Here is a 13,911-nt window from a genome sequence, read left to right on the forward strand (position 1 = left end):
CGACGTGCGACGCGGCACCTGCGGCGGCCCTGCCCGAGGCGGCGTGCACGGGCTCATGAAGCGAGCCGGCGCAGCCGGTCGAGCCGGTCGTTCCGACGAGACGAGCCTGGTCGTCGCCGCACAGGCCGGCGATCCTCGAGCGCTCGACGATCTGGCCGCGACGTACCTGCCACTGGTGTACGAGATCGTCCGCAGGGCGCTGGGCGAGCCCGCGGACGTCGACGACGTGGTGCAGGAGACGATGCTGCGGGCGCTTCCCGAGCTGCGCACCCTGCGCACCCCGGAGTGCTTCCGGCCCTGGCTGGCCACGATCGCGACACGGCAGATCAGCACCCATCTGCACCGGCGGCACGCGGACGCCGAACGGACGGTCCCCCTCGACGAGATGACCGGCCCGCCGGACGCCGACACCGAGAACCTCGCCCTGATCCACGTCGAGCTGTCCGCTCATCGCCGAAAGACCGTGCGCGCCGGTCGATGGCTCGACCCGGACGCCCGGGCGCTGCTGTCACTGTGGTTGCTGGAGACCGCGGGCCGGCTCACGAGGCCGGAGCTCGCGACGGCGCTGGGCACGAGCGTGGCGCACGCGGCGGTGCGCGTCCAGCGGATGCGCAACCAGCTGGAGCTGAGCCGGTCACTCGTCGCGGCGCTGGAAGCCGGCCCCCGGTGCCCACAGCTGACCGCCGTGCTCGGAGGCTGGGACGGCGTACCGGGCGCGCTGTGGCGCAAGCGCATCACCCGTCACACCCGATCCTGCGCGGACTGCGGCCGGGCCGCCGACGAACTGGTGCCCCTCGACCGGCTGGTCGTCGCCCTGGCGCTGCTCCCCGTCCCGCTGTCGCGGCCCGCCACGGTGCTCGACCGACCTGCACGTGCCGGGGTGACCGAGCCAGGGCTGCTCGGTCAACTCGTCTGAGGGGCGCGCGAGTCGGCACCCCAGGGGCCGTCACCTCGCATTCGGCGACTGCGACTGTTCAAGTTGTCGGCGGATAACGAAAACTGTCGCGATTCACGTGGGTCCGTCATTCAGAATTCGCTGCCTGAAAAGAGTTATGAGGCGTGGGCATCCATTATTGACGCCCCTCTTGAATGGACCATGACAATATGTCAATCTTCTGTAAGTCGGCGCCGACCGTTTCCTATTCATGGCCCGTCAAAGCGGCGGATTTCGAAATCGATCCGCGGAATGCCGGTGCCAACACGGTGAGTGGGATTCGAAGGCCCGGACTTCAGCCACGAGGAGCCGATCCGGGTCGGGTGACGACCGTCCGGCCGAAGCCGGGGAGCAAGGCTTTCCAGGCGTCACGGCAGCGGCATGACGCTGACTTGCTCGCTGCGCGAGCGTTCTGGGAGGGGGCCGGCGTGGAGAGGGCAAGCTCCGCGCCGGCTCGGCCGGCTGCCGGCAGGCGGCCGACGTCAAGATCCCGCACAGCACAGACCTGACCACACCGCCAACCGGGAAGGCGCGACCATGCCCCGCACCCGCCGCCGGCGCTACCTCGCCCGGGCGCTCGCCTGCATCCTGACCGTTCCCAGCGTGCCGGCGGCCGTCGCGCACGAGAGCGCCGCGCCGACCCCCGCCGACACGTCCCAGTTTCGTGGCGTCAACTGGGCCCGGCTCGGTGACAACTTCCATGCTGGACCGCTGGTCCTGCACGGGTTGAGCGCCTCCGACAGCTACCGGACGGTCCTGGCGAAAGCCGACGCCGTCTACACCGGCTTCGAGAAGAACCTCGGCGCCAACACCGTGCGGCTCCCGATCAACACCTACACGGTCGGGACGAGTTGGTGGAACGCGTACACGGGCGCGATCGACGCGGCCACCGCGAGGGGATTCAAGGTCGTCCTCTCGTACTGGGACGACGGGGTGGCCGCCCGCGGAGGCCGCATCGTCAACCCGAGCGCCTTCGACGCCATGTGGAACACCGTGGTGGCCCGGTACGGCTCCGACAGCCTCGTCCACTTCGAGCCGATGAACGAACCGGCGGGACACAGCGCCGCCGAGTGGGCGAACGTGGCGAGCGACTGGATCGCCGGCCGTCCGTCGATTCCGCGGAACCGCATCGTCGTCAGCGGCGCCGGCCTGAACACCGACATCACCTCCATGTGCGCCGACCGCCGCCTCGACGGGACACTACTGTCGCTGCACCACTACACGTTCTTCAGCGGCGCGAAGACCTACGACCAGTGGATGGCCCATCTGCGGAACGCGCTCGGCTCCTGCGCCGACCGCACGATCGTCGACGAGTTCGGCGCACCGATGGACACCGGGCTGAACTACCGGGATGCCGGCAGCACCGACAACTTCGTGCGCTACTTCCGGGCCACCACCACGGTGCTCCGGGAACTGCGGATCGGCTCCGTCTACTGGCCGGGGCTCGGCGGGAAGATACGCGCCGGCCAGGGTGACGACTGGTACGCCATGCAGAAACTGCACGGCACCGGTACCGACCTCACACTCAGCACCCCCAGCGCCAGTGGCCGCGAACGCCTCAGACACGGCTGGGGCCTGGACGGCGATGCCCCGGCCCCGGCCGGCCCCGTGCGCAACGTCGGCACCGGGCGCTGCCTGGACATCCCCGGCGGGACCACGGCGAACATCCAGGTCCAGGTGACCACCTGCGACGACACGGTCGGCCAGCAGTGGACCGTGACGGCCGACGGACAGATCACCGCACTGGGCGGCCGCAGGTGCATGGACGCGTACAACAGCGGGACGACGAACGGAACCGTGGTCGGCACATGGGCGTGCAACGGCGGCGACAACCAGCGCTGGACGGTGGGCGGTGACGGCACCGTCCGCAGCGCTCGGTCCGGCCTCTGCCTCGACGTGAACACGGCCACCTTCAAGGCGCAGCTGTGGGCGTGCTGGGGCGGCGACAACCAGGCATGGCAGATCCGGAAGGTCAGTGACCTGCCCCGGTCGTGAAGGGAGAACGACATGTCCGAAGTGACACGCAGACGGTTCCTCGCCGCCGGGGCGGCGGCTGGAGCGGCGGTCGTGCCGGGTGGATGGACGGCCGTCGCCAGGGCCGGCTCGGCCGCGCCGCCGGAAGTCCGGGCCGCCGACGATCTCGCCCTGTGGTACGACAAGCCGGCCGGCGCGGACTGGCTGCGGGCACTGCCGATCGGCAACGGACGCCTCGGCGCGATGGTGTTCGGCAACGTCGACACCGAACGGCTGCAGCTCAACGAGGACACCGTCTGGGCCGGCGGTCCGTACGACTCCGCCAACACGCGCGGCGCGGCCAACATCGCGGAGATCCGGCGACGGGTGTTCGCGGATCAGTGGGGGCCGGCGCAGGACCTGATCAATCAGACGATGCTGGGCAGCCCGGCGGGCCAACTGGCCTACCAGCCGGTCGGAAACCTTCTGCTCTCCTTCGGCAGCGCCACCGGTGCGTCCCAGTACAAGCGGACGCTCGACCTCACCACCGCCACGGCCCTCACGACCTACGCGCTGAACGGCGTGCGGTACCAGCGCGAGGTCTTCGTCGGCGCACGTGACCAGGTGATCGTGGTCCGGCTGACGGCCGACCGGGCCAACGCCATCACCTGCAGCGCCACGTTCGACAGCCCCCAACGGACCACGCTGTCCAGTCCCGACGGGGCCACGATCGCCCTCGACGGCACTTCCGGCACGATGGAGGGCATCACCGGGCGGGTCCGGTTCCTCGCCCTGGCCCACGCCGCCGCGACGGGGGGCACGGTCAGCAGCTCGGGCGGCACACTGCGGGTCTCCGGCGCCACCAGCGTGACGGTGCTGGTGTCGATCGGCTCCAGCTACGTCGACTTCCGCAACACCGACGGCGACCACCGAGGGATCGCACGGAGACACCTCGACGCTGCCCGCGACATCGACATCGACGCACTACGCAGCCGGCATCGCACCGACCACCAGGCGCTGTTCGACCGGGTGTCGATCGATCTGGGACGTACGACGGCGGCCGACCAGCCGACCGACGTACGGATCGCACAGCACGCGCAGGTGAGCGACCCCCAGTTCGCCGCTCTGCTGTTCCAGTTCGGCCGGTATCTGCTCATCTCGTCCTCGCGGCCGGGGACCCAGCCGGCGAACCTGCAGGGCATCTGGAACGACCAGATGGCCCCGTCCTGGGACTCGAAGTTCACCATCAACGCCAATCTGCCGATGAACTACTGGCCCGCCGACACGACGAACCTGTCCGAATGTCTGCTCCCGGTCTTCGACATGATCGACGACCTGACCGTGACCGGCGCCCGGGTGGCCAGGGCGCAGTACGGCGCCGGTGGCTGGGTGACCCATCACAACACCGACGCGTGGCGCGGCGCCTCGGTCGTCGACGGAGCGCAGTGGGGGATGTGGCAGACCGGCGGCGCATGGCTGGCCACCCTGATCTGGGACCACTACCTGTTCACCGGTGACACCGACTTCCTCCGCTCGAACTACCCGGCGCTGAAGGGCGCCGCCCAGTTCTTCCTCGACACCCTGGTCGCCCACCCGACGCTCGGACACCTGGTCACCAACCCGTCGAACTCCCCGGAGCTCCCTCACCACACGAACGCCACCGTCTGCGCGGGGCCGACCATGGACAACCAGATCCTGCGCGACCTCTTCACCAGCGTCGCCCGCGCCGGCGAAACCCTCGGCGTGGACGCCGGCTTCCGCGCCCAGGCACTGGCGGCCCGGGACCGGCTGGCCCCGACACGGGTCGGCTCCCGGGGCAACGTCCAGGAGTGGCTGGCCGACTGGGTGGAGACCGAGCGGAACCACCGGCACGTCTCCCACCTGTACGGTCTGCATCCGAGCAACCAGATCACCAAGCGCGGGACACCCCAGTTGCACGAGGCCGCACGGCGGACGCTGGAACTGCGCGGAGACGACGGGACGGGCTGGTCGCTCGCGTGGAAGATCAATTTCTGGGCGCGGCTGGAGGACGGCGCCCGGGCCCACAAACTGCTCCGGGACCTGGTGCGCACGGACCGGCTCGCGCCCAACATGTTCGACCTGCACCCACCGTTCCAGATCGACGGCAACTTCGGCGCCACCTCGGGCATCGCGGAGATGCTGCTGCACAGCCACAACGGCGAACTGCACGTGCTGCCGGCGCTGCCTGCCGCCTGGCCCACCGGGCGCGTGAGCGGACTGCGCGGCCGCGGCGGGTACACCGTCGGCGCCGAGTGGAGCGGCGGCCGGATCGAGTGCGTCGTCACACCCGACCGAACCGGTGCCGTCCGGGTGCGCAGCCGGATCTTCGCCGGCGACTTCACGCTGCGGGACGAGGCGAGCGGCGACCCGGTCCAGCCGAAGCGGCTGGAGACCGATCTGATCGAGTTCGCCGGCCGGGCCGGCAGGACCTACCGCGCGTCCGCGGTCAGGTCGGGGCCGGTGGAGGCCGGCGTGGCGTACCGGCTGGTGGCCCAGCACAGCGGCAAGGCCGCCGACGTCAACGGCGCGTCCGCCGGCGCGGCTCTGATCCAGTGGCAGACCGCCGCCGGCCGCAACCAGCAGTTCGAGTTCCTGCCCTCCGACGGCGATCACTACAAGATCCGGGTTCGGCCGAGCGGTCTGGTCCTGCACGTCGCCGACAGCAGCAGCGGCGCCGACATCACCCAGCAGGCGGACACCGACGCCGCCGACCGGCAGTGGCGGATCGTCGACCACGGCGGTGGCGTGATCAGCCTGGTCAACCGGCAGAGCGGCCTCGCCCTCGACGTGTGGCAGGCGTCCACCGCCGACGGGGCCCGCATCTCCCAGTGGACGGCCACCGGGAGCCCCAACCAGCGCTTCCAGCTCCACCGCGTCTAGACGCGAGCACGATTGGACAGGTCAGCTGGACCGGCGCCCCGCCCCGGTCCTGCCGGCCCTTCGGTAATCGCAGTCGCCTCGGGGGAGGCGGCTCCGGCGACTGTCCGGGGCCCGGGGCTATCGGGCCCACCGGACGGAGTCCTCGATCCGGCAGCGCGCGCCCTGGTGGGGCGGCGTGGTCGTGGCCCGTCCAGTGCGCAGGACCGCCAGGACCTCGTTGTCCCCGTCGGGGCCGAATCCGGCCATCGGGCGACCCAACTCGCCGCCCAGCGGCTGGGCGGCATATCCGGCCTCGGTCAGTGCGAGCCAGATGTGCATCAGCGTGGCTCCCGCTTCGAGGCGGTCGGCGACGGTCCGGCGCGGACCGCGCAGGACGAGCACGGCCCCGCAGTCGCGCAGCCTCCGTGCCCGGACGCCGGCCGTCGCCGAGGCCAGTGGGCGGACCAGCGCCCGCGGTAGCGCCTCGCTGTCGACGGCGCGGGCGAGCACGCCGGTCGCGCCCGAGCGGTCGAGGAGGTCGCGCGGCTCCCCGAAGGAACGGCGGCCGCTGTCGTTCCGTGCGCGTTCCCGCAGCCAGGCCCGGAGTTGACCGTCCGACGCCGGATCGGCGGCCATGGCCGAGTCGAGCTCGGTCCGGGCGAGCCGGGCCAGGGCGGTGGGGCCGGTCACCGTCTCCAGGGCGAGGTTCCGCTCGGCGCTCAGCAACTCGATCCGCTTGGCCGTCGCCGTGTCGAGAGGGGTGCGCAGCAGGCCCTCCCGGTGGGTGGAGCGCAGGCCGAGCGCGCCCTGCCGGACCAGGACGTCGTCGCGGAGACGGTCGCAGTGGAACCGGCCGGCGAACGCGGGCGTCCCGTCCTCGTCGGCCGGCTGATCCGACGCGGTCGAGGTCTCCCACTCGCCGTGCGCCAGGTAGGCCATGGATCCCAGAGCGCAGCCGAGGCTCTCCGCCCAGCCCAGCGGGTCCTGGACGGCGGCGGGCCAGCGCCGCGGGTCGTGCGCCAGCCGGACCGTGCGGTCGTCGAGGAGTTCGAACGCCCAGGGCTGGGCGTTGAAGGCGGAAGGGGCGAGCCGGGCGCCGTCCAGCACGGTGGCGAGCCGCTCGGGCAGCGGGCGCCCGGGCTGTGGCGCGGCCGAGGGCCGGAGGGGATCGCGCCGGGAGGCGGCGCGTAGCGCCCGCCGGGACCGTACGATCTCCACCGGCAGCCGCGCCCGGTGCAGCAGGGCGGCGGGGCGCGGCAGGACCGCGGCATGCACGTCCATGGTGACGACGTGCCGTGTCCTGCGGTTCATGAGCACGTCCACGACGGTTCTCGCGGTCAGTGTGGCCAGGCCGAGGACGCAGTAGCCGATCTGCGGCCAGGGGCCCCCGTTGACGCGCCGGTCGGTCTGCACGGCCAGGAAGTCGCTGGGGACCTGGAGTCTGCCGACCCACCGCATCGATTCCCACAGGCGGTTCTCGCGGTGTGCCTCGGCGCTCGCCCTGCCGTAGAACGGCACCGGGGTGCGCCGGTAGTCGAAGACGTACAGGGTCGGTTTCCCGCCGAAGTCCATACCCGCGAGGACGGGGATGCCGAGCCGGGCGGCCCGCTCGTGCAGCTGGTACTTGACCCAGGACGACATCGTCGGGTCGATGGCGTCGAAGACGATGTGGGCGCCGTCGAGTGCCTCGTCGAGGTTCTCCAGGGTCAGCCCCTGCGGGTAGACGGTCACTTCGGCCGAGGGGTTCAGCGTGCGAATCCGGTCGGCGATCGCCGCGGGCTTCGAACGGCCCAGGTCGGCCTGTACACACGCCTGCCGGTTCAGGTTCGAGACGTCGAAGACGTCGGGGTCGGCGAGCCGGAAGCGCAGCACACCGAGCCGGGCCAGTGGTTCGACGACCCCGCCACCGCCGCCGCATCCCGCCACGAGTACGGTCGCGGCGCGCAGGGCCGCCTGTTCCCGTTCGCTGATGATGCCGGTGTTGCGGCTCACGGCCTCGGCCCCGGCCGTCATCATGTCGATGTCCGCCCGGTGGGTGTCAGTGGCCATGGCTGGATCCGTTCGCTCGGTGCTCGTGTTCGGCCCGCGCTCCAACGGCGGCGGAGCGAAGTGTCGTACTACGCCGACGGGATGAGCGTGTTCGGCTCATGCGCTCTCCAGCTCGGGGTGGTGGCCGCCTGCGGCGAGCACCTGTGCGGGCCGTCGAGCGTCGATGAGGTTGTCGGACGGGCGGGGCGCCGACACCTGGGCGTGGTCCGCGGGCGCGGGGGCCGAGTTGGCGCAGGCGGACCTGCCGACCGGGAACCGCGTCATCTGCTGGGGCCTGACCCGGGGCGGCCAGCAGTGCGGGACGAGGATGTTCAGCGCGTAGGCGCGGGCGACGAGCGCGGACCGGGTGGGGGCCTGCAGCTTCTTCAGCATCGCGCTGATGTGGTACTCGACGCCGTGGCTGCTGAGGCCGAGCCGTGAGGCCAACTGCTGGGTGGACAGCCCGGCGGCCACGCCTTCCAGAATGCGGGCGGGCACCTCGGCGAGTGTCGTGACCGGTGTGAGCGTGGGGCCGTGGACGGTGTCCGGGACGATGAGCGCGATCACGGCGCACTCCATGCGGCAGACATGCAGGACGGTGTTGAACGTGAGGCCCGTGACGAGGCAGTCCCTGTCCGTGTGGTTCGCGTCCATGGGTGTCAGGCGGATGCTTAAGTCGCCGCACCGCCCGTCGACGAGTCGGGAGAAGTGTTCCTCCAGGCTCGCCGCGTCCGTCGGGTGGAAGAACCGTGCCAGAGGTTCCCCCGTCACCTCCGCGGGTGCGAGCCCGAACTGCTCGCAGAACGCGTCGTTCGCCTCCACGACCCGGAGGGCGGTGTCGAGATGGACGATGCCGAGTGCCGGGGTGAGCGCCGACGAGGGCTCCGGCGCCGACGGGTCTCCTGATTTCGCCACGACGGACTCTGGGTGTGGCTCCAGAATCGTGGTTTTGGGCAGGGTGGACAAGGCAGTACCTCTTTCGGGGGGCGGCCGGAAGAGACTCGGGTTGTTCCGCGATCGGCCGATGCCGGTGGACTGCCCTGGGCGGGGGCGTCCTTGGTCTCTTCCGTCAGGTGGTACAGAGGGCCATGTGGGAAAGCCGGTCGTGCGGCGGGGGACGGACCCGCCCCGAACGTCGAAGTGAAATGTGTTCGTCATCGGACGAGGTCCGGGAAAACCGTCCGACTGCCATGGGGGTGCGGCGTACAAGGTCTCTTGGTGGTGCGGGCGTTCGTCCGTGTCGGTTCCATAGTTGCTGTGGTGACGGATTATCACAAGACCCAACATCTCCATTCTGGCGTAAAGTCCGGGGGAGATGTATTCGCTTCCGCGGTCTTTGTGCCGCGATGCGGCCGGCTGTCGCGCGGCCGCCGACCGCGTCCGTGGCCAGGTGAAACAGGCAGGTCGGCGCACTCGCGGGACACCGTGGGCACCCTTCGGGTCGGATCCCGTCGGGTGACGGGAAGGGCGGGTTTCTCCGCGGGTGGTGACCGGAGGCCGTCATGCCCGCCCGCCCGGAACCGTCACTGACGCGATCGGCGCAACTCCCGCTGCCTCATGTACTCGGCCAAGGCCGTGATCTGCTGCCCCGACAGATCCGGCCACGTGGGTGTGGTGCTCCACGAAAGGTCGCCGATCGTGCCGGGCTCCCGCCGGCCTGGCTGCCGCACTCCCGAAGGGTGCCGGCCGAGCCGGCCGGGACGGGGCGTTGCGCCGGTCCGGCCGGTCGGGCCGACCGGCCCGTGTGACCTGACGGCCGGCCGCCGGGGGCGCGGCTGATCGTGCGCCGGGCCGAGCCGTCCAGCCGGGATGCGAAGAAGCCGACCGCCTTCGAGAAGGGCGCCGGCCGGCGTCACCGGATCACCGCCATCGACATCCCCGCCATCGACACCCCCGTCCACCAGGGACGCACCTGCCGTCGACCACCGTGTTCAGCACCGCCCGGCAGCGGGCCGCCCTACTTCCCGCCCTCACCTGCCGGCCGGCCGTCACCCCGTCGGCACAGGAAGGAGGAGAACCCCTCACCTCGGGCCCTTGGACCCGACACACCCGCAGCGCGTGCGACGGTTCCTGCGCCGGCCGGCCTGACAAACCAGGGCGAGACGCCGCATCTGCGGAACCGGTCGACCCGCAGACGAATCGTGGCCGACGCCAACCCGAATGCGGGGACTAGGGATTCTCCTAGTCGACCTTCGTTCTGTAGCCCTTGTATGGTCGCATTGCCTCCGCAGGTCGACCCCTTTCGGCACCATAGGAGACCCTCTTGGCGAACATCGAATCGACCATCAAGCACATCCTGGTCGACGATCTCTTCATCACTGTGCCGCCGTCCGAGATCGGGCTGGACGACGGCTTCCGAGATGTCCTCGGACTCGATTCACTCGGATTCACCGAACTCCGCACCCAGTGCGAATACCTCTTCGGTATCACCATCTCGGACGAGGACTTCGTCCCGGAGCACTTCTCCTCGGTCCGGACCCTGACCCAGTTGGTGTCGCTCAGGCAAGCGGCTCTTACGGACGAGGCCGGCGTCCAGTGACCGAGACGACGCACACCGAAGTAGCGCGTGAACCGCGAGCCATGGGGTTCACGGAACTCAAGAGCTGGTTGCGCCATCGTCATCCGATGATTTATCTCGACCGTATTCTGGATTACGAGCCCGGGAAATACGTGAAAAGCCTCATGGCTGTTTCCGGGCAGATCGACGCGATCGCGGGGCACTTTCCCGAGCGGGCCGTCTTTCCCGCCAGCCATATGATGCAGGCGATCGCCCAGTCGGCGATCATCCTCGCTCAGTTGTCGACCTCGCCGCTGACCGAAGACGAGATCACCCTGATCGGATCGGTCAAGGCCAGGTTCGTACGCGTCGTGGTCCCCGGTGACCAGGTCGTCTTCCACACCACCTGCGACAAGCTTCGCGGCGACGTCATGACGTTCACGTGCCGGGCGGAGGTCTCCGGCAGGCCCGTCGCCATGACCAGAGGCACGCTGGTCCGCACCAAGGTGGCGGATCTGGGCGAGCAGTTGTGGTGAGTACAGGGTCCCAGGTGTGGGTGACGGGAAGGGCCTGGTCGACTGCCCTGGGCTCCGACGTGGACACCGTGTGGGAGGCACTGCTGGCCGGCGCCTCCGGCATCACCGAAGTGTCCTCCCCGGTACCGCTGCGCGGCACGCTCGCCGCGACCGTGCCCGACCTCGACAGCGACCTGCCCGCGTGGGACCGCCAGCAGCGGCTCACCCGCGCCACGCTGTCAAAGGCCCTGCGGGACGCGGGGATCGACCCCGGCGACCCGCGTGTCCTGCCCGTCCTCGGCACCAGCTACGGCCCCCACCTGGAGATGCCGGACACCGGCTCCCTGTCCCACTGGTCCGTCACAGCGGCACGGGACGCCGGATGCGTGGTGGAACCGGTCACCGTCACCACCGCCTGCTCCGCGGGTTCCGACGCCGTCCTCGCCGGACTCGCCCTCCTCGAGGAAGGCGTCGCGGACGTCTGCGTGTGCGGCGGGGCCGACGTACTCACCCTGGGCAAACGCCTCGGCCACTCACACCTCGGCACGATGTCCCCCGACGGCCTCCGGGCCTTCGACACCGCCCGCAACGGCACCGTCCTCGGCGAGGGAGCGGCGTTCCTCGTCCTGGAGCGGGCCGAACACGCCCGCGCCCGCGGCGCCCGCCCGTACGGTGTCGTCGCCGGCGCCGGATCGTCGAACGACGCCGCCAGTGCCGTGGCCCCCGACCCGTCCGGCGCGAACGTCGTCCTGGCCGTCGAACGCGCGCTGCGCGACGCGGACATCACGCCGGAGGACGTCACCGTCGTCAACGCGCACGGCTCCGGGACACCGGTGAACGACGACGTGGAGGCACGTGCCTACGCGCGGCTCTTCGCCGGCGTGCCCCGCCCGCCGGTCGCGTTCGCGACGAAGGGGGCGTTCGGACACACGCTCGGCGCGACCGGCGCCATCGAGGCGGTGGCCCTGCTCCAGGCTCTCGCGACAGGGACGGTACCCCCCGTCCCCTCCTTACGGGACCCGCTGTCAAGGCTGGGCCTGCCGATCCCGATGGAGCGACCCATGAAGGCCGAACCGGGCCGGGGCATCAGCGTGACGCTCGGATTCGGCGGCTTCAACACCTGCCTCGTCCTCCAGGGACCGGAAAGCGTGGCGACATGAGCGACGTGGCCATCTTGACCACGTACGGCATGACGGTGCTCGGCGAGGGCGTCACCGAGGTGACCGACCTGTCCGGTGTACGCCCGAGACAGAGAGCCTCCCTCTACGCGGACCCGCTCTCCTGGCTGGTGTTCGAGGCCGTGCAACGCGCGATCGACGCACACCGGGAGGACATCGACTCGGCGCGGGAGGGCGTGGGGCACATCGTCGTCAGCGACGACTGCACCACGTACACCATGCGCGCGATCGCCGCGACGATCGCGGCGGGACGCATCTCGCCGCTGCGGTTCTCCGGGGCGAACCCGGGTTCGGTGTGCAGCCTCCCCTCGCAGTTCCTGGGCTTCAGCGGGCCCAGCATGACCCTGTCGATGCCGCCGGACAAGGGCCTGCCCCCGGCGGGCGCCCTCGCCCGCGCATGGCTGCGCCAGGGCGCGGCGACGCATGTGCTCGTCACCTCCCATCGAGCCGGCCCCTCGGGCCATCGCGTCACCAGCACGCTGCTGACGGGGACACAGAAAGGCTGAAGTGGACACCGCCTGCACTCTTGAGTCCGGCGTCGTGCGGGACTTTCTCCGTGATCTCGTCCAGGTGGACCGACCGGGAACCCGGCCTCCGCCGTTCGACACCGTGGTGGAGGAGATCCATCAACTCGGTGTCGAACCCGGAACGCCCGTCATGGTGGCGATGCCGAACGGCGCTCCGTTCGTCACCGTGGTGTGCGCGCTGCTGGTCCGAGGCGCGGTCCCGGTGCTCCTGCCGCCGTCGGCGCCGCCGTCCCGTGTCGAGCGGATGGCGCGGGCCCTCGGCGCGGACGCCCTGATCGCCGCGAGGGTCCCGCCCGCACCGCACGCCGGCGTACCACCGCGCACCCTCGGCGGGTTCGCCCGGTTCGCCCGCCTGAGCGGCGTGGACACCATCCGGTACCGGCCCGGGGAGATCATCCTCCTCACCTCGGGCACCTCCGGTGTGTTCAGCGGCTGTCTGCACCGCGTCGACTCGCTCCTGCGCAACGCCGGCCGGCACGCCCGGGCGATCGGCCAGAGCGCCGCCGACAGCGTCCTGATCAGCCTGCCCATGCACTACTCCTACGCCTTCGTCGCCCAGTTGCTCGCCACCCTCGTGACCGGCGGCAGGGCGGTCATCGCGGGACCGCCGTTCACGCCCGCCCACTACCACCGGACCATCCAGGAACACGGGATCACCGTGTCCTCCCTGACACCCACGATGGTCGAGTCATGGCTCCGCGCGGGAGAGCGACTCCCGGCACCGCTGCGCCGTTTGACGGTGGGGGGCGAAGCGTTCGCCGCCTCGTCCGTGGCGGACCTCCTGAAGCACAACGCGGGCTTGGAGCTGTACCTCACCTACGGGCTCACCGAAGCCGGTCCCCGCGTCTCCACCCTCGCCGCCCACCTGGAGCCGCCCTCGCGCCATGCCTCGGTGGGACTCCCGCTCCCCGGGGTCCAGGTCCGGCTGCGCACGGCGGACGCCGACGACAGGGTCGGCGAGCTGATCGTCGAGACGGACACGGCCATGCTCCGCAGGGTCGGCCGCCGCGACGAGACCGAGCTCCCCGTCAGCGGCCCCACGACCTCGATCAGCACGGGAGACCTCTTCGAGAGGGACGACGACGGCTATCTCTACTTCCGCAGCCGCCGCCCCAGCTATGTGATCAGCCGAGGCGAGAAGGTCTCCCTGAAATCGGTCTGCGCACTCGCGGAGACCATCCCCGGCGTCCTGGGCGCGGAGGCCTGGACCCACGAGAACACCGCAGGCGACGTCGTGTTCACCCTCGACGTCTACTGCGCGGACCCCTCGATCGACGAACAGGAAATCCGACGACGGCTGGCGACGGTCCTGCTGCGCAGCGAGCAGCCGGCCCGCCTGTTGATCCACCCGGCAACGCACCTGGGCTGGCGCAAGTCCGCCGGAAAGTAGCGGAGGTCG

Annotated in this window: 10 protein-coding genes; 8 read left to right on the forward strand and 2 right to left on the reverse strand. The window is 70.8% G+C overall.

All coding sequences use genetic code 11. The annotated features are described in order from the left end of the window. The first annotated feature begins 55 nt into the window (after positions 1 to 55). The 3 genes from SCAB_RS38080 (at position 56) to SCAB_RS38090 (ending at position 5,788) form a co-directional block, all read left to right on the forward strand. Positions 56 to 916, forward strand: coding sequence for an RNA polymerase sigma factor (locus SCAB_RS38080; protein ID WP_231885176.1), 861 nt, complete (start codon positions 56 to 58; stop codon positions 914 to 916). Between the two features lie 555 nt (positions 917 to 1,471). Next, positions 1,472 to 2,929 (forward strand): ricin-type beta-trefoil lectin domain protein, encoded by a 1,458-nt coding sequence (locus SCAB_RS38085; RefSeq protein ID WP_013005366.1) that lies wholly within the window; start codon positions 1,472 to 1,474, stop codon positions 2,927 to 2,929. Between the two features lie 12 nt (positions 2,930 to 2,941). Next, positions 2,942 to 5,788: a glycosyl hydrolase family 95 catalytic domain-containing protein gene (locus tag SCAB_RS38090; protein ID WP_037727629.1), complete on the forward strand. Its 2,847-nt coding sequence runs from the start codon at positions 2,942 to 2,944 to the stop codon at positions 5,786 to 5,788. 117 nt (positions 5,789 to 5,905) lie between these two features. Here SCAB_RS38090 and SCAB_RS38095 read toward each other — a convergent pair whose 3' ends face one another. Next, on the reverse strand, positions 5,906 to 7,816 hold the full coding sequence (locus SCAB_RS38095; protein WP_013005368.1) for a ThiF family adenylyltransferase: 1,911 nt from the start codon (positions 7,814 to 7,816) through the stop codon (positions 5,906 to 5,908). Between the two features lie 96 nt (positions 7,817 to 7,912). Further along, on the reverse strand, positions 7,913 to 8,710 hold the full coding sequence (locus tag SCAB_RS46085; protein WP_013005369.1) for a LuxR C-terminal-related transcriptional regulator: 798 nt from the start codon (positions 8,708 to 8,710) through the stop codon (positions 7,913 to 7,915). 1,348 nt (positions 8,711 to 10,058) lie between these two features. Between SCAB_RS46085 and SCAB_RS38105 the strand changes: the two genes are divergently transcribed. From SCAB_RS38105 to SCAB_RS38125, 5 genes are all read left to right on the forward strand, one after another. Continuing rightward, a complete protein-coding gene (locus SCAB_RS38105) occupies positions 10,059 to 10,334 on the forward strand; it encodes an acyl carrier protein (RefSeq protein ID WP_013005370.1) in 276 nt (91 codons plus the stop codon). Continuing rightward, entirely contained in the window at positions 10,331 to 10,828 is a 498-nt protein-coding gene (locus SCAB_RS38110) for a 3-hydroxyacyl-ACP dehydratase FabZ family protein (RefSeq protein WP_013005371.1), read from the forward strand. Before SCAB_RS38105 ends, SCAB_RS38110 begins: the two co-directional genes overlap by 4 nt. Beyond that, positions 10,825 to 11,967: a beta-ketoacyl-[acyl-carrier-protein] synthase family protein gene (locus SCAB_RS38115; protein WP_013005372.1), complete on the forward strand. Its 1,143-nt coding sequence runs from the start codon at positions 10,825 to 10,827 to the stop codon at positions 11,965 to 11,967. Before SCAB_RS38110 ends, SCAB_RS38115 begins: the two co-directional genes overlap by 4 nt. Beyond that, positions 11,964 to 12,491, forward strand: coding sequence for a hypothetical protein (locus SCAB_RS38120; protein WP_013005373.1), 528 nt, complete (start codon positions 11,964 to 11,966; stop codon positions 12,489 to 12,491). The genes SCAB_RS38115 and SCAB_RS38120 overlap by 4 nt, the downstream gene beginning before the upstream one ends. Before the next feature lie 64 nt (positions 12,492 to 12,555). Further along, positions 12,556 to 13,902 carry a class I adenylate-forming enzyme family protein gene (locus SCAB_RS38125; RefSeq protein ID WP_158512273.1) on the forward strand — a complete coding sequence of 449 codons (1,347 nt, stop codon included), beginning with the start codon at positions 12,556 to 12,558 and terminating at the stop codon, positions 13,900 to 13,902. Positions 13,903 to 13,911: the final 9 nt, after the last annotated feature.

Origin of the sequence: Streptomyces scabiei 87.22, assembly GCF_000091305.1 — a bacterium.
GTDB classification, from domain to species: domain Bacteria; phylum Actinomycetota; class Actinomycetes; order Streptomycetales; family Streptomycetaceae; genus Streptomyces; species Streptomyces scabiei.